Source organism: Burkholderia sp. CpTa8-5 (genome assembly GCF_017815045.1).
Lineage (GTDB): Bacteria > Pseudomonadota > Gammaproteobacteria > Burkholderiales > Burkholderiaceae > Burkholderia > Burkholderia sola.
The window spans coordinates 59303-75275 of sequence record NZ_JAGIQD010000008.1 but is presented as its reverse complement, the minus strand read 5'-3'; the positions used below and the strand labels follow the sequence as shown (position 1 = coordinate 75275).

Genomic DNA, 15973 nt, shown 5'->3' with positions numbered 1-15973 from the left:
GCCCGCGCCGCGCGCCGCTTACTCTTCGTCCATCAACCGGACCTTGACTCGCTTGCCCTTGATCTTGCCCGCATTGAGCTTGCGCAGCGCGTCGCGTGCGACGCCGCGCTCGATCGCGACATAGGTCGAGAACTCGGTCACGTTGATCTTGCCGATCTGTTTGCCGTCGAACCCGGCGTCGCCGGTCAGCGCGCCGAGCACGTCGCCCGGGCGGATCTTGTCCTTGCGCCCGCCGAGGATCTGCAGCGTTTCCATCGGCGGCAGCAGCACGCTGTCGTCCGCCGGCTTCAGCTCGGCGAGCGGATGCCATTCGACCTCGCGCTTCTGCGCCTGTTCGATCGCGCCGACGCGGCCCATCTCGTCCATGCTCGCGAGGCTCAGCGCCCAGCCGTCCTGATCCGCGCGGCCCGTGCGGCCGATGCGGTGCACGTGCACTTCCGGGTCGGGCGTCACGTCGACGTTGATCACCGCCTCGAGCTGCGCGATGTCGAGCCCGCGCGCCGCGACGTCGGTCGCCACCAGCACCGAGCAACTGCGGTTCGCGAACTGGATCAGCACCTGGTCGCGCTCGCGCTGGTCGAGCTCGCCGTGCAGCGCGAGCGCGTGGAAGCCCTGCGCGTGCAGCACGTCGAGCAGGTCGCGGCACTGCTGCTTGGTGTTGCAGAACGCGATCGTGCTCACCGGCCGGTAGTGATTCAGCAACTGGCCGACCGCATGCAGCCGCTCGTCCTCGGTCACTTCATAAAAGCGCTGGCGGATCTTGCTGTCGTCGTGGCGTTCCGCGAGCTTGATTTCCTTCGGATTGCGCAGGAACTGCTGGCTCAGCTTCGCGATGCCGTCCGGATAGGTCGCGGAGAACAGCAGCGTCTGGCGCGTCGTCGGGCACATCCGCGCGACCTTCGCGATGTCGTCGAAGAAGCCCATGTCGAGCATCCGGTCGGCTTCGTCGAGCACCAGCGTGTTCAGCGCGTCGAGCTTCAGGTTGCCGCGATCGAGGTGATCCATGATGCGGCCCGGCGTGCCGACGACGATATGCGCGCCGTGCTCGAGGCTTTGCGCCTGCGGGCGCATCGGCGTGCCGCCGCACAGCGTCAGCACCTTCACGTTCTCCTCGGCGCGTGCGAGGCGGCGCACTTCCTGCGCGACCTGGTCGGCGAGCTCGCGCGTCGGGCACAGGATCATCGCCTGCACGTCGAAGCTGCGCACGTCGAGGCGCGCGAGCAGCGCGAGCGAGAACGCCGCGGTCTTGCCGCTGCCCGTCTTCGCCTGCGCGATCAGGTCCTGGCCGGCCAGCGCGATCGGCAGGCTCGCGGCCTGGATCGGCGTCATGTCGACATAGCCGAGCTGCGCGAGGTTCGCGAGCGTGGCGGGCGTCAGCGGCAGCGCGCTGAACGGCGTGGCGGTCGGTTGGGTCAAGACAGGTCTCCGAGGTAGGGGCGGCCTTCCATCTGCTCGTAGACGACGTTGCCTTCGTCGTCCTCGAAACGTTCGAGATAGTTGCGGGCGCCACATAGCGGGCAGCGGAACAGCAGCCCCTGGCCTTCGTCCTTGATGACGACGTCGGACTGTTCCCACTGCGTGCCGCAGCTCTGGTTTCGGCAGGTAAACACGGTCTTTCTCCAGCTGAATTCGGTTGATGGCGCGCCCGGGCGGGCGCGGCCACGGCGGGCGGCGCTCGCGCGGCTCGGGCGCGGGCCGCACCGGCGGTGGCTCGGGTTGTGTCGATGCGGGTGATGGATCGGGCGGCGACGCGGTCGCGCGTGCCGCAATTCTAGCGGAAGCCGGTGCCTCCGCCCGGCGCGCACCAGGAAAAACGGCCGCCCCGGAGGGCGGCCGTGTCGGGCGGCATAACGGTGCCGCGGGTGCCGCGCGCGGTGTTGCGCGGCGTCGGGCGCGTTACAGCGCCATGTCGGCCGACGCCTTCGCCGGGCGGGCCGGTGCGGCGCCGGTGGCCTGCGACGGCGCGCCGAGGTCGATCTTCGGCGGCGGCGACAGTTGCAGCACGTCGCTCGTGTACGTCCATTCCTCGACGACCTTCGCCGGGCTGTCGTTCAGCTTGGTGCCGTAGCTCGGCACGATCTGGCGAATCTTCTGCTGCCACTCGGGCGTCGCGACCTTGTCCTTGAACACCTTCTTCATCAGGTTCAGCATGATCGGCGCGGCTGTCGACGCACCCGGCGACGCGCCGAGCAGGCCCGCGATGCTGCCGTCCTGCGATGCGACGATCTCGGTGCCGAGCTTCAGCACGCCACCCTTGACCGGGTCGCGCTTGATGATCTGCACGCGCTGGCCGGCCTGCCACAGGCGCCAGTCTTCCTTCTTCGCGTTCGGGAAGTATTCCTTCAGCGCGTTGAAGCGGTCGTCGTCGGTCAGCATCAGCTGGCCGGCGAGGTACTGCACCAGCGGGAATTCGTCGACGCCCACGCGCATCATCGGCGCGACGTTGTGCAGGTTGGTGCTCTTCGCGAGGTCGAAGTACGAGCCGTTCTTCAGGAACTTGGTCGAGAACGTCGCGAACGGCCCGAACAGGATGATCTTCTTGCCGTCGATAATTCGCGTGTCGAGGTGCGGCACCGACATCGGCGGCGAGCCGACCGACGCCTTGCCGTAGGCCTTCGCGAGGTGCTGCTTCACGACTTCGGGGTTGTCGGTCACGAGGAACGAGCCGCCGACCGGGAACGCGCCGTAGTCCTTCGCTTCGGGGATGCCCGACGCCTGCAGCAGATGCAGCGCACCGCCGCCCGCGCCGATGAACACGAACTTCGCGTCGACCGACTGCGCCGGTTCGTCGGAATGCAGCTTGACCCACGACACGTGCCACGTGCCGTCGGCGTTGCGCGAGATCTCGCGCACTTCGCTCGACAGCGACAGCGTGAAGTTCGGCTGCGTCTTCAGGTAGCCGACGAACTGGCGCGTGATCTCGCCGAAGTTCACGTCGGTGCCGATCGGCGTCCACGTCGCGGCCACCTTCTGGCTGCGGTCGCGACCTTCCATCATCAGCGGCACCCATTGCTTGATCTGGTCGTAGTCTTCCGAATACTGCATCCCGCGGAACAGCGGGCTCGCCTGCAGTGCTTCGTAGCGCTTCTTCAGGAAGCGGACGTTGTCGTCGCCCCACACGAAGCTCATGTGCGGCGTCGAGTTGATGAACGAGTGCGGGTTCTTCAGCACGCCTTGCTTCACCTGCCAGGCCCAGAACTGACGCGAGATCTGGAACGATTCGTTGATCTCGATCGCCTTCGAGATGTCGACCTTGCCGTCCGCCTTCTCCGGCGTGTAGTTCAGCTCGGCGAGCGCCGAATGGCCGGTGCCGGCGTTGTTCCAGCCGTTCGAGCTTTCCAGCGCGACGCCGTCGAGGCGCTCGACCATGGTCATCGACCAGTCGGGCTGGAGTTCGTGCAGCCAGACGCCGAGCGTCGAGCTCATGATGCCGCCGCCCACCAGCAGGACGTCGACCTTCTTCGTATCGGCGGCGTGCGCGGACGTTGTCGCGATGCACAGCGCGAGCGCCGACAGTATTACCCGTAACGTTTTGATCACAGCAGATCCCTTTTTCAACTTGGATGCATCGGTTTGCCATGCCGCCCGGCGTGCGGTTCCGTTGCGCCGAAACACGGGTCCGGAGATCCGGATCGCGAATCCGGAATTCCGGACCGGCGCTGCGCGCCGTTGCATTTGCGCACGCGAAGCCATTCGGAAGGACACCTTCGGATCGGCTTCCCGAGAGCAGGCAAGCGCCTGCGTCGCGACGGTGTGCCACGCGCCGGGGCTCTGGCGGCAAGCCTGAGCGGACGGCGCTTCAGGCTGCGTTGAACGAGGCCGCGCGCGACGCGTTTTGCGGGGGCGGGGTGGCAAGGGGCGCGTAATATAACCGAACTCGGACAATGTGTCGCAGACGACGAATATCCCTGTTTTCGTGGGGTTTTTTGTGCGTCCGGGTTTCCGGAATGACGGTGCGCGACGCGGGAAAATCGATGCGGATCAGCAGGGCGGAATGGGTGTGATGGACATGCTGCTACACCGGGACGAATACGCAGGCCATCGCGGCGGCAAACGACGCGGCGGGAGAGTAACGTTTCATCGGGTCCTTACGAAACGCGCACGCGCGCATCGTCTGTGCGGCGCTCCGCATCGTGCACGATATGCAATTCCCGCGTGCGGATCGGCAGCGCGCAGTCCGCATCGGCGAGCGTCTTGCGGACTTGACGCGCGAGGCGCCAGCGCAGCGCCCAGAACGTGTCGGTATGCGTCCACACGCGCATGTTCGCGACGGCCGTGCTGTCGTCGAAGCGCATCACCATCACGTCCGGCGCGGGGTCCTCCAGCACGTCGGGATCGGCCGCGGCCAGCGCACGCAGCGCTTCGAGCGCGCGCTCGATATCGTCATGCACGGACACTTCCACTTCGAGATCGAGGCGGCGCGTCGGGTTGCGCGTGTAGTTGCGGATCGCGCTGCCCCACAGCGCGCTGTTCGGCACGTATTCGCAGATACCGTCCGGCTTCGTGAGGCGCGTCATGAAGAGCCCGACCTCGTCGACGGTGCCCGCGACGCCCGAGCCGCCGTCGATGTAGTCGCCGACCTTGAACGGCCGCAGCAGCAGAAGCATGATGCCGGCCGCGATGTTCTGCATCGTGCCTTGCAGCGCGAGCCCGATGGCGAGGCCGGCCGCGCCGAGCACCGCGACGATGCTCGCGGTTTCGATGCCGAGCTGCGACAGCGCGCCGACGATCGCGACGATGCGGATGCCCCACACCGCGACGTCGCATAGGATCGGCCGCAGCGTGTCGTCGACGCGCTCCTTGTTCGAGAGCAGCCGGTTCAGCCAGTTGCCGACGCGCTTCGACAGCCACCAGCCTGCTACGAGCAGCGCCAGGCCGGCGGACAGCTTGATGGAGAGGGTGGACAACGCGTTCCACAGGAACGTCCAGCGTTCCGGATGAAGATGATCGAGAAACATGACGGGATTCCGGTTTTGAACACACAGTGCGCGGCGCGTGTCGCGCGCCGGCAGCCCTCGACTGTACACGGCGGCGCGGGCTTCGCGCGATGCGCGGCGACCGGTTGCGTCGATTTAGTACGAGTATTAAGCAGCTTTTCAAGAAAATAAGACAAGTCCTATTTAGCCGTTTCGACCACGCCGATACACTCGCTTTCGAGTAGCCGGATCGCGACGATCGTTCCTCTGCGATGCCCGGTTTTTTCCCGATTTTCATTGAATAGCGAGTGACGACGTCATGCGGTCAGACCTGCGTTTCCGTGTCGCACGCGAGCAAGGTCAACCCGCGCCGCGCGGCGTTCACCGTTTCCCGATGGGCCGCGCGTTACTGCGCGGCATCGTCGCGGCGGCCTGCGTGGCCGGCGCACAGGGCGCGGCAGCGCAGGCGTTTCACGACGCCGCGCAGCTCGCGCCCGCGACGGCGGAAACCACCGACCTTGACGACGTGCCTTTCTTCAATGCCGCGCGTACGACGTGGGGCGGCCTGCATGCATCGTCCGCGCCGCTCGACGTCGCATACGTGTCGCCCGCGTTGAACGTGTCGACCGGCGCCGGGCGCGGCGATCCGGTGGCGCGCTTCGGCGCCTGCGTCGCGTATCGCGTGCTGTGCGAGACCGCGCGCGATGCGGTCGAGCGCGGCTATGCATCGCGCTTCGATTACGGTCTGGCCTCGGCGCTGCCCGCGACGGGCGCGCAGCCGGCGTTCGCGCGAGGCGCGGTCGATCTGGCATCCGCCGAGCCGTTCACGCTCGCGCAGCCGGATCGCGGCACGCGCGCCGGCGCGATCGTCGGCAGCCTGCGCGCGTCGCTGGCGCGCGCCGATCTGCCGGCCGGCGTCGCCGAGCAGATCGTCCGCATGCTGGCCGGGCGCGTCGATCCGAAGCAGCGCGGCGCGCATGGCGATACGTTCCGCGTGGCATTCGAGCCCGACCACGACGCAGTGCGGCCGGGCCGCGCACGCGTGACGGCGCTCGACGTCCGCTTTCGTGGGCAGCGCGTCGCGGCCGTGTGGTTCGCGCCGCAGGCCGGCTCGCCGGGCGCCTATTACGAACTCGACGGCATGCCGCTTGCCGGCACGCGCTTCGCGATGCCGGTCGCCGCGACGCGCATCAGCTCGCAATTCGGCACGCGCGTGCATCCGGTGAGCGGGGCGCGTCACGTGCATTCGGGCGTCGATCTCGCGGCGCCCGCAGGCCGCGCCGTGCATGCGTCGGAGCGCGGCGTCGTGACGTTCATCGGCACCGAGCCGAACGGCTACGGCAAGTACGTGGTGATTGGGCATGACGGCGGCTATGCGTCGTACTACGCGCACCTGTCGGCGTTCGAGCCGACGCTGCGCACCGGCGCGCGCGTCGTGCGCGGTCAACGCGTCGGCGCGGTCGGCAGCACGGGCACGGCGACCGGCCCGCATCTGCACTTCGAGGTTCGCCGGCATGCCCGCCTCGTCGATCCAATCGAACTCGTGCATGCAGCCAAGGCGGCGAAACTGAAGGGCGCGCAGCGCGTGGCGTTCAACCGCGTGGCGCGTGACGCGCGCACTCAATTGGCGTCGGCCGCGTTCGCGCAGCCCGTGGCGATGTCGACGGCTGTCGCGCCGCAGGCGGGGTGATCGGTGCGGGGCTGCGCTTGCAGAGGGCCGAGGCACACCGGCCAATCGCCACGCCGGGCGGCGTGGCGACGACCGTCAGGCTCCTGCGGTTCAACCCAGCGGCCAGTTCAGGATCGCGATGCCGTCGTTGTAGTCGCCGTCGCCGCCATCTTCCGAGCCGACCAGCCCGAAGTAGGTCTTCTTGAAGATATCGACCTGACGCGAGCCGATCTTCGACGGCTTGCCGTTCGCCGTCACGACCACGCGAACCTTCCCCTTGCCCGAGTTCACGATCTGCGTGTTCAGGTTCGCGTCCTGCGTGCCGGCGCCCTGGAACGTCGCGGCCGGTTTCGGGTTGTCGTCGACGAAGACCTCGATCGTCTGCTGCGCGGACGAATTGACCAGCGCGGTCACGCCGAACGCGATGTTCGGCGGCAGGTTGAAGACGCCGTCGCGTTCGCCGCCGCCGGTCGGCACGGGCTCCGGCTGCACGGGTTGCGGCGTCGCTTTCGAGAAGTAATTGACCACCGCGCCGACGCCGAACTTCGCCGCGGCGCCGGGCAACACGCCCGGCGCGCCGGCCCACGTCACCGTGCACGCGACGACCTGCCCGGCCGCATCGGTTTTCACCTTGTTCTGCCAGCTGCCGACGTCGAAGCTGTACGGGATCGTCGCGATATCGACGAATACGTCGTACTGCGGCAGTTTCTCGACGAGCTGCGTGGTCATGAACTGACGCATCCGGTCGAGCACGGCCTGATCGCCGCTGGCCTGCACGGCGGTGGCGTCGTTGCCCGCGAGTTGCAGCAGTGCGTACAGATCGTCGTGGGTAAAGGGTTGTGACATGTCGTCCTCGTGTTGATGGAAAGTCTCGCGCCGCGCGGCCGGTGAACGGATTGCACCGGGCCGCGCGCGGCGCCGAGCGTGGAACGTGGGACTGCAAATGACTGCTCGAACGATTCGCAATGCAGGGCGGGCCGGTCGCCGTTGCGATGTTTCGCGACCGCCGCCGCTCAGCCGCTCAGCCGCTCAGCCGCTCAGCCGCTCAGCCGCTCAGCCGCTCAGCCGAGCGGCCAGTTCAGGAACACGATGCCGTCGTTGTAGTCGTCGTCGGCACCGTCTTCCGAGCCGACGATCCCGAAGTACGACTTCTTGAAAATGTCGACCTGCCGCGAGCCCAGGCGCGACGGCTTGCCGTTCGCCATCACGATCACGCGCACGCGGCCCTTGCCGGAGTCGAGCACCTTCGTGCCGAGGTTCTGGTCCTGCACGCCGGCGCCCTTGAACGTCGCCGCGGGTTTCGGGTCGTCGTCGATGTAGATGTCGATCGTCTGGTCGTTCGCCGCGTTGGTGAGCGCGGTGACGCCGAACTTGATGTTCGGCGGGAGGTTGAACGTGCCGTCGCGTTCGCCGCCGCCGCCGATGTTGCCCGATCCGCCGCCACCGGTTTCGCCGCCCTGATTGCCGCCGCCTTGCGACGACGACTGCGCGGCCGTTTCCCCGATCGCGGACAGGCTCGCGTACGAATCGATATGCATCGCGCTGCCGCGCACGCTTTTCCACTGGCCCTTCACGAACGTGACGCCGCTGCCGACGTCGATCGTCGCGACGAGCGTGAACGGCATGCGCCCGGTGCTTTCGGGCACCTTCGACGAATAGGTGAAGCAGCCGTCCGCGACGACGCCCTTGTCGGTCGCGATCGCGAAATAGATGCCGGGGAAGTTGTTGCCGGTCGCGTAAGGCGTCGGCACGTTGAGGGTGACCTGCAGTTTCCCGTCGCGAATCCCGGCCTTCGCGATGTCGATATACAGGCCCGGGATGTCGACGTAACTTTCCGACGTCGCGACGGGCGCGCTGACGATCGAAGCGGAAAGAAGCGGCATGGATGTCTCCGGTGATGAGGCGGTTTGTTCTGGATGGGGCGCGAGGGTCCGCGGAACCCGGCGCAAACCCGCCGGCCGCCATGGAAGCGGCCGGCAGCGGGCGACCATCGATCGCGCGTCAGGTCAGCCGATCGGCCACTGGAGCACGACGATTCCGTCGTTGTAGTCGCTGTCGTGGCCGTCTTCCGACACGACGATCCCGAAGTTGACCGTGAACGGCGAGCCGTCCGATTTCTTGCCGTTGATCGGCGCGAGGCGCGCGTCGGTCGCCGACTTCTTGCCGTTCACCGACACTTCGAAACGGATCTTGCCGTTGCCGGAATTCAGCGTGGCTTCGCGCGGGCCGTCGCGCGTCGTCAGCTTGTGATACGCGGCGGGTTCCTGGCTGTCGCCGATAAACAGCTTGATGTGCTGTTGCTCGGCTGCATTCGCGAAGAAAATCGCGCGGAAATCGGTATTCGGCGGAATCGAAAACTCGCCGGCGCGATTGGATGACGTTTGAGAGTCGGCCATGCTTGCCTCCTGTTAGGTATTGGATAAGGCGCGAGCCTTGTCGCGCAAACGTTTGCCGTTTGAAACGCGATGCACAGAGCATGGCGAAAAATAAATAAAAAAATATTCTGGAGAGAATGGTTATTGTTCATTAAATCGAAAGGCGGCGCTAATCGATTTACTGAAATGTGATTAATGACGGGGATTTCGATATATTCGATGAACTATATCGATGCGTGTATCGATTTCCTGAATGATGCGCGAGCGCGCAACGCGAAGCGAGAGAGGGGGGCGCAATCGGACTTCGGAGCAGACGCTCGGCGTTCGCATATGGCAGCGTTTCGTTTCAACATCGACATCTCGGTCGTGGCCGCGCCCACCGGCCACCGTCGAACGCCCGCGCCGAAGCCCGATCGCAAGGGAGGGGTGTGCGGCGACCGGCGAAGAGGATGGACCGACTCACTCCGAACATGAATAGGGCCTCACCGGCGCCGCACCCGTGAAGCATATCGACGACGGACGCCGTCGGCTATCGGACGGGACTGATTCTGCGTCAACGCGCGTATCGCGGGATCGGGCGGGACGGAAGGTGCAGCCGTCCCCGGTTGACAGCCGTGGTCACCCTGTGATTTGATGCCGGCCATGCACGCCGCCCAGTTCCTCTTCTCGCTACGACTACTAGCCCGCTTCTCCGGGCTGGGTCTGCGGCTGCGCGCTTTCTATCTGCTTCGTTCCTGAAGCGCCAGATTTTCCCCGCATCACCGACCTGGCCCCGGTTGTCGACCGGCGCCTGAGTTCGTCTTTTTTCCGTCATCACTCCGCTCCGTCCCGGTCGCTCAACCGTCAAGGCCGTCGTTTGCCGTACCGCTTTGCCGTTGTGCCGCTTTCTTGCCGTTTTTTCCGCTGCGTGCGTCGCTGGCTCCTGACGCCGATGGCTGCCGCGCCGCGCTTCACCGACAAACAGACCGAGGACCGACATCATGATGCTGAAGAACCCCGCGACGAAATACCGACCGTTCACGCCCGTCAACCTGCCCGACCGCACGTGGCCGTCGCGCACGATCACGCAGGCGCCGATCTGGATGAGCACCGACCTGCGCGACGGCAACCAGGCGCTGTTCGAACCGATGGACGCCGCGCGCAAGATGCGGATGTTCAAGACGCTGGTCGCGATCGGCTTCAAGGAGATCGAGGTCGCATTCCCGTCCGCGTCCGAAACCGATTTCAACTTCGTCCGCGAGCTGATCGAGGGCGGTCACATTCCCGACGACGTGACGATCGAAGTGCTGACCCAGGCGCGCGACGACCTGATCGAGCGCACCTTCGCATCGCTGCGCGGTGCGAAGCGCGCGATCGTGCACCTGTACAACGCGACCGCGCCGGAATTCCGCAAGATCGTGTTCGGCCTCGATCGCGACGGCGTGAAGCAACTGGCGGTGAACGCGGCGCGCACGATCAAGCGCTGCGCCGATGCGGCGACCGACACGCAATTCACGCTGCAGTACAGCCCGGAAACGTTCACGGCGACCGAACTCGATTTCGCGAAGGAAGTCTGCGACGCGGTGTTCGACGTGTGGCAGCCGACGCCCGAGCGCAAGTCGATCGTGAACCTGCCGGCCACGGTGGAAATCGGCACACCGAATTACTATGCGGACCAGATCGAATGGATGCACCGGAATCTCGCGCGCCGCGATTCGCTGATCCTGTCCGTCCACCCGCACAACGACCGCGGCACCGCGGTCGCGGCGGCCGAGCTCGCGGTGATGGCGGGCGCCGACCGGATCGAGGGCTGTCTGTTCGGCAACGGCGAACGCACGGGCAACGTCGACCTCGTGACGCTCGCGCTGAACCTGTACACGCAGGGCGTCGATCCGGGCCTCGATTTCTCGCGGATCAACGAAGTCGCGCGCACGGCCGAGGAATGCACGCAGTTGCCGATCCACCCGCGCCATCCGTATGTCGGCGATCTCGTGTTCACCGCGTTCTCCGGTTCGCACCAGGACGCGATCAAGAAGGGCTTCGCGGTCCAGCGCGCCGACGCCGTATGGGAAATGCCGTACCTGCCGATCGATCCGAGCGATCTCGGTCGCACGTACGATTCGATCATTCGCGTGAACAGCCAGTCGGGCAAGGGCGGTATCGCGTACCTGCTCGAACAGGGCTACGGCGTCGCGCTGCCGCGCCGCATGCAGGTCGATTTCAGCGCGGCCGTGCAGCGCCTGACCGACGACAGCGGGCACGAAGTGACGAGCGCGCAGATCTGGTCGCTGTTCCAGCAGGAATACGTCGAAAGCGATACGCCGCTGCGCTATGTCGGCCATGAGCTGACCGAACGCGACGGCCGCGAGACGATCGTGCTGACCGCGGACGTGCACGGCGAGCGCCGCGTGCTGCGCGGCGAGGGCAACGGCCCGCTCGACGCGCTGATGCATGCGCTGCACACGCCGCTGCGGATCCAGCATTACGAGGAACGCGCGCTGTCGCAGGGCGCCGATGCGAAGGCGATCGCGATCGCCGAGCTGGCCGGCACCGGTGTGCGCGGCAGTGCGTTCGGTGTCGGCGTCGATGCGAACCTGACGACCGCGTCGATTCGTGCGGTGATCAGCGGCGTGAACCGCGCGTATGCGCGTGCGGACGAGGCTGTGCAGGCCACCTTCTTTGCGGGGCGGCAGGCGGTGCAGGCGGTCGCGTAAGCGATTCGAACCCGGGCGGCTTGCGCTGCCCGGGTTGCATTGCGATGCGGCCGCCTGCGCGGAGCACCCGCTCGGCAAGCAGCGGCACGTAGCGCGAGAACTGCAGCACGTCGCCGAGGCCCTGTTCACCCCAGACGAGCAGCGTCTTGCCTTCGAGCGATTCGCCGCGCCAGCGCGGACGCGCGAACGCGGGCAGCGTGCCGCGCAATTCCCCCGCCCCTCAGCGCGCTTCGTAGTCGGCCCAACCGGCCGCGAAATCGCCGCGCGCAAGCCGCAGCAGCGACAGGTTGTGACGGTATTGCGGATCGTGCGGATCGAGTGCGCACGCGTGCAGTGCGTACGGCTCGGCTTCGTTCCAGCGCTGCGCTTCCTTGAGCACCGTTACCGCATTGTTTGCCGCGAGCGCGCTGTCGGGCGCAAGCGTGACCGCACGCGTGGCCGCCCGCTGCGCGCCGTCCAAGTCGAACCGGTTCAACCGCGTGATAACCGCGTTCGTCCACGCACGTGCGTCGTGCGGATCGTCATCGAGCGCGCCTTCGACGAGTGCGTATTCGACGTCGGGATCGCCGCCCGACAGCCGGATCGCCAGCGCGAGATTGTTCTTCAGCGACGGCCACGCGGGGGCGAGTGCGAGCGCACGGCGGTACGGCACGATCGCTTCGGCGTGGCGGCCGGCCATCTGCAGTGCGTAACCGCCATTGAAAGCCGCGGCTGGCGAAGCGGGGTGCCGCTGCCAGTGCAGCACAGCGAGCTCCGCGGCACGCGTGGAATCGCCGCGCTCGATCAGCGTCTGCGTGGTGGCGGCGACGGCGTCGTCGAGCGTCCCGGGCGCGGCTTCGCCAGCGATGGATACGTCCGACGCCTCGTCGTCGGAATCGAGCGGGCGTCGCGGGGTGTCGGCTGGCGTCGTCGCGCCGTGTGTCGTGATCTGCATGTGAAATCGCTCGGGAAAGCCGGTCGTGCGTGGCGCGGCCGGTTGCATCGTCATTCTGGGAAGCCGTCGAACCTTCGCATCGCGAAGTGCATGACCGGCTGACGTCGTGGGCACCGTTGCGCTTGGCGCGGCACGCCGACGTCTTGACGGACTCCACTTTATGCACGCGATCTCGACAACTGAATCGGACCAGTCCTAAAACCGTGCATCGTTCGTGGCGAGATCGTCCGAGGCGGCGAGTGGGGCGCTGCGGAAGGTATTGCCGGCGGCGTGCGAGCGACTCGGACCGCTTCACGCGCGTTGCGTGAGCAATGTCAGACCCGTCCGATGGAGATCGATGGCGTACGTGCATCTAATACGAAGCGTTCCGGCCGATATCGCTCGGCCTTCATCCGACAGGGAGTACTGACGATGCGCGACGCAAGCCGTCTGGCGAAAGGCCGACGTCATGGGCCCGAATGGCTGCGGAAATCATGCGAAATAGGACCAGGCTGATTGTGCGGCCGCGGTGCGTTCTTCGACAATGCGCAGGTCGGGCAAGCGCATGGTATGAGCCCGATACCTCGTATCCGAAGCGTGGCTTCGTTCGTCGCGCTGCCCGGTTGCCGGGCAGCGTCTTTTTCCCGGCGAAAGCGCGCCGCGACCGCGCCGGTTTGCGCGATGCGCGCCGGCAGACACACGTGAATGCCTTGCGGCGGCCGGTGGGCTCGGCCGTATCTGCACCATTTGGGTCGCAGGTTGGGAGAACGCTGCCTCATGCGAGCGCAGGGCATTCACGCCTGTCCACGGAGCGATTGCCGGCCTCGTGTAACCACGCACGCGCGTCGACCGGCGGCGCCTCGTCCTCCCGTTGCGCAGCCCGGCATGGCCGGTTCGCATTCCCGACATGCCGCTGCGCATCCCCACGCGCACGGTCATGCCCGCACCGACACGCTCGGTCGCATGCGGCAACAACGCCGCTTTCCCTGGCCGCCATTGCGTGCGGCTTTTCCACACGTCAATGAGGGGCACTTCATGAAAAAGCATCACCTTTCCATCGTCTCCACCCTGATCGCACTCGCGTGTGCCGGCGGCATGCCTGCTGCGCGCGCCGCCGGCCCGAAACCCGATTCGGCGTTGCCGCCGGGCGTCGAGGCGGTCGTGAACAACGTGCCGATTCCGCGTATCGACGTCGACGACGCGATCAGAACATCCGGTCAGCCAGACACGCCCGAGCTGCGTGCGCAGGTCAGGCAGAACCTGATCATCCAGAAACTGGTCGAGCAGGCCGCCGACAAGGCCAACTACGGCAGCCGCCCCGAAGTGAACAAGGTCGTGATGCGGGCCCGCACGATCGCGTCGTCGGATCTGTATCTGCACGAGATGGCCCGCCCGCAGCCGGTGACCGACGCGCAGGTGAAGGCGCGCTACGACCAGATCGTCGCGAGCGCCGCGCCGTTCCAGTACCGCGCGGAAGTGATTGCCGTGGGTAGCCCGGCGCAGGCGAACGAAGTGATCGCGGAGCTGAAGAAGGGCACCGCGTTTGACGCGCTCGCGAAGAAGTACAACACGACACCGAACGGCGGTATCGCGGAGTGGGTCGATCTGCATACGCCGGTGGCCGAAGGGAATACGGGCGGTGTGCCGGTCCCCGTCGCGCAGACGATCACGTCGCTGAAGCCGGGTGCCGTTGCGGCGCCGATCCGGATCGGCAATGCATTTGCGTTCGTGAAACTCGACCAGAAGCGCGCGACCGTCGTGCCGACGTTCGACGCGGCGAAGCACGTGCTGCGACAGCAACTCGAGGCGCAGGCGGATCAGCGCGCCATGGCGGCGCTCGTCGAGAAGCTGACTGAGCAGGCGACGATTCAGCAGTAAGTGCACGATGGGCGAAGGGTTGCCAGTGTGTCCGGTGAGGCATGCGGGCAGCCCGCTTTTCGGTTGCATTGGAATCGTTTCGGTACGCGATCGGACGGTCACGAATCCGACGCATGCTGCTTGATTGCTTGCGCGCGGTGACGCGCTGCAGAATCAGCCTCGTCCGATTGGCTGTAACGTTCGTTCACGATAAATTGACGAGGTGTGGTGCCGGAGCGGCTTCGGCGGCGACCGCTGGGCCCGGTCGCAGTCATGCTATTCATTGATAGCGCTACTCCTAACGCTGCCTCATGCGAGCGCCGAGGATATTCCGGCGCCACACGCTTCTTTCCGTGAGTGCGAAGTGCGTGAGATTGCGACGGTGATCGTCGCCGCTTCGATCTTGCTTAAACCGCGCTGATCGATCAATTCGTTGAGTCTGAGTGCCTGCGTCGCCTTGGCGGTGAGTTCTGGCGCCTCTTCAAAACCGGGGTCGACGAGCACGTTGTCGGTGCCCTGGAGGTGAGCGGTGCGAATCATCGAGTTTCTCCCGCCCGCCCGTGACGGGCATTCGACGGTGGCCGGATTCGACCACCGCACGCACTTTTCCGTCTACTTCACCCGCCCTCAAACTGAAACCGTGATCCCCGCCGGCCCCGAGTTCCCTGCCGGCCGCACCACGATGTCCACGTGCTGGCCAAGCGACGCGAGCGTCACCATTAGCGTTTCCAGTGAGACATTGCGCAGCCTGTCGCGCTGCTCGGGGGTGACCACCGGGCGGGTCATTTCGGCGAGCGCCGAGCTGTCGGCATCGCTGAGGCCGAGCGACGCGATCAGCGCGTTCAGTTTCAGCACGAGTGCGGACTTGGCCGCCAGTTCACCGACATCGTAGAAATCGAAATCGGCCGGCACGTCGTCGGTGTACTGATTCGGATTCTCGTCATTCATCACGCTTCCTCCGTCATCACCGAAAACTGCCGTTGCTGCCGTCCCGTTACGGGATCGACTTCGGGGAAGCCATGCGTTTCGTCGTGGATGCCATCCCCATCGTCGAGCGGCGTAATCACCAGCCGCTTGTGCGATACGTCGATCCGCAAGCGCTGCCCGGGATCGAAACCCGCCGCCTCGATCCAGCGGCCGGACAATTTCGTCCACAGATACATGACAGGCGGCGCCATGTCGGTCAGCCTGAGGTGCGGAACGAGACGTCCGGATTGAAAGGACGATTGCGGGGGAAAAAAGCAATCGCGGAAATACGTCGGTGCGTTATGATTCGCGCCAGCCATGGTCAACTCCTTGGTTGAGTTGGTTGTGGTCAGCGGCCCGCAGGTGTTGTTCTCACCTGCGGGCCGCGCTCGTTTACGCAGCGGATTTCGATCGCCATTCCGTTACATGATCGGCATGTCGAAATGACCGAACCTTCCTCGCGAAAACGTGCAACCACTCTACCGAGATTGGCGGTGGTCTGATATCGGTCTTGTACGGTTTTATCGACATTGGCCATTCGGCCGATGTCTTGCATCCTTGATGCGCAACGGTTCCGGGGCCGT

Annotated in this window: 12 protein-coding genes and 2 pseudogenes; 3 read left to right on the top strand and 11 right to left on the bottom strand. The window is 66.0% G+C overall.

The window, feature by feature from the left end:
- Positions 1 to 18: 18 nt before the first annotated feature.
- The 4 genes from dbpA to J8I35_RS14715 all read right to left on the bottom strand — a co-directional run bounded on the left by dbpA (position 19) and on the right by J8I35_RS14715 (position 4958).
- Complete coding sequence (gene dbpA, locus J8I35_RS14730) at positions 19 to 1416, bottom strand: ATP-dependent RNA helicase DbpA (RefSeq protein ID WP_124556785.1); 1398 nt, start codon at positions 1414 to 1416, stop codon at positions 19 to 21.
- Complete coding sequence (locus J8I35_RS14725) at positions 1413 to 1610, bottom strand: hypothetical protein (protein ID WP_006483193.1); 198 nt, start codon at positions 1608 to 1610, stop codon at positions 1413 to 1415. Before J8I35_RS14725 ends, dbpA begins: the two co-directional genes overlap by 4 nt.
- Before the next feature lie 286 nt (positions 1611 to 1896).
- Positions 1897 to 3558 (bottom strand): malate dehydrogenase (quinone), encoded by a 1662-nt coding sequence (mqo, locus tag J8I35_RS14720; RefSeq protein WP_209925891.1) that lies wholly within the window; start codon positions 3556 to 3558, stop codon positions 1897 to 1899.
- Positions 3559 to 4088: 530 nt separating this feature from the next.
- Positions 4089 to 4958, bottom strand: coding sequence for a mechanosensitive ion channel family protein (locus J8I35_RS14715; protein ID WP_209925889.1), 870 nt, complete (start codon positions 4956 to 4958; stop codon positions 4089 to 4091).
- A gap of 277 nt (positions 4959 to 5235) precedes the next feature.
- Here J8I35_RS14715 and J8I35_RS14710 point away from each other — a divergent pair, with 277 nt between their 5' ends.
- Positions 5236 to 6606 carry a M23 family metallopeptidase gene (locus J8I35_RS14710; RefSeq protein ID WP_209925887.1) on the top strand — a complete coding sequence of 457 codons (1371 nt, stop codon included), beginning with the start codon at positions 5236 to 5238 and terminating at the stop codon, positions 6604 to 6606.
- A gap of 90 nt (positions 6607 to 6696) precedes the next feature.
- Here J8I35_RS14710 and J8I35_RS14705 read toward each other — a convergent pair whose 3' ends face one another.
- The 3 genes from J8I35_RS14705 to J8I35_RS14695 form a co-directional block, all read right to left on the bottom strand.
- Positions 6697 to 7431: a fucose-binding lectin II gene (locus tag J8I35_RS14705; RefSeq protein ID WP_050017098.1), complete on the bottom strand. Its 735-nt coding sequence runs from the start codon at positions 7429 to 7431 to the stop codon at positions 6697 to 6699.
- Positions 7432 to 7646: 215 nt separating this feature from the next.
- Positions 7647 to 8468 (bottom strand): fucose-binding lectin II, encoded by an 822-nt coding sequence (locus tag J8I35_RS14700; RefSeq protein WP_089489980.1) that lies wholly within the window; start codon positions 8466 to 8468, stop codon positions 7647 to 7649.
- Positions 8469 to 8591: 123 nt separating this feature from the next.
- A complete protein-coding gene (locus J8I35_RS14695) occupies positions 8592 to 8981 on the bottom strand; it encodes a fucose-binding lectin II (RefSeq protein WP_050017095.1) in 390 nt (129 codons plus the stop codon).
- Positions 8982 to 9943: 962 nt separating this feature from the next.
- On the opposite strand from J8I35_RS14695, the gene leuA reads away from it, so the two are divergent.
- Positions 9944 to 11653: a 2-isopropylmalate synthase gene (gene leuA / locus J8I35_RS14690; protein WP_209926099.1), complete on the top strand. Its 1710-nt coding sequence runs from the start codon at positions 9944 to 9946 to the stop codon at positions 11651 to 11653.
- A gap of 43 nt (positions 11654 to 11696) precedes the next feature.
- Here the strand turns inward: leuA and J8I35_RS14685 are convergent.
- Positions 11697 to 12587 (bottom strand): annotated as a pseudogene (locus J8I35_RS14685) (hypothetical protein); the annotation flags it as partial.
- 1014 nt (positions 12588 to 13601) lie between these two features.
- Here J8I35_RS14685 and J8I35_RS14680 point away from each other — a divergent pair.
- Complete coding sequence (locus J8I35_RS14680; RefSeq protein ID WP_209925886.1) at positions 13602 to 14444, top strand: peptidyl-prolyl cis-trans isomerase; 843 nt, start codon at positions 13602 to 13604, stop codon at positions 14442 to 14444.
- Positions 14445 to 14804: 360 nt separating this feature from the next.
- On the opposite strand, the pseudogene J8I35_RS14675 reads toward J8I35_RS14680, so the two are convergent.
- The 3 genes and pseudogenes from J8I35_RS14675 to J8I35_RS14665 form a co-directional block, all read right to left on the bottom strand.
- Positions 14805 to 14963, bottom strand: a pseudogene (locus J8I35_RS14675) (XRE family transcriptional regulator); the annotation flags it as partial.
- 87 nt (positions 14964 to 15050) lie between these two features.
- A complete protein-coding gene (locus J8I35_RS14670; protein ID WP_209925883.1) occupies positions 15051 to 15371 on the bottom strand; it encodes an XRE family transcriptional regulator in 321 nt (106 codons plus the stop codon).
- Entirely contained in the window at positions 15371 to 15709 is a 339-nt protein-coding gene (locus J8I35_RS14665) for a SymE family type I addiction module toxin (protein WP_209925881.1), read from the bottom strand. Before J8I35_RS14665 ends, J8I35_RS14670 begins: the two co-directional genes overlap by 1 nt.
- Positions 15710 to 15973: the final 264 nt, after the last annotated feature.

Coding starts and splice junctions, on each gene's coding strand:
- J8I35_RS14715 (WP_209925889.1), bottom strand. CDS start 4,958: ATGTTTCTCGATCATCTTCATCCGGAACGCTGGACGTTCCTGTGGAAC.
- J8I35_RS14710 (WP_209925887.1), top strand. CDS start 5,236: ATGCGGTCAGACCTGCGTTTCCGTGTCGCACGCGAGCAAGGTCAACCC.
- J8I35_RS14705 (WP_050017098.1), bottom strand. CDS start 7,431: ATGTCACAACCCTTTACCCACGACGATCTGTACGCACTGCTGCAACTC.
- J8I35_RS14700 (WP_089489980.1), bottom strand. CDS start 8,468: ATGCCGCTTCTTTCCGCTTCGATCGTCAGCGCGCCCGTCGCGACGTCG.
- J8I35_RS14695 (WP_050017095.1), bottom strand. CDS start 8,981: ATGGCCGACTCTCAAACGTCATCCAATCGCGCCGGCGAGTTTTCGATT.
- leuA (WP_209926099.1), top strand. CDS start 9,944: ATGCTGAAGAACCCCGCGACGAAATACCGACCGTTCACGCCCGTCAAC.
- J8I35_RS14680 (WP_209925886.1), top strand. CDS start 13,602: ATGAAAAAGCATCACCTTTCCATCGTCTCCACCCTGATCGCACTCGCG.
- J8I35_RS14670 (WP_209925883.1), bottom strand. CDS start 15,371: ATGAATGACGAGAATCCGAATCAGTACACCGACGACGTGCCGGCCGAT.
- J8I35_RS14665 (WP_209925881.1), bottom strand. CDS start 15,709: ATGGCTGGCGCGAATCATAACGCACCGACGTATTTCCGCGATTGCTTT.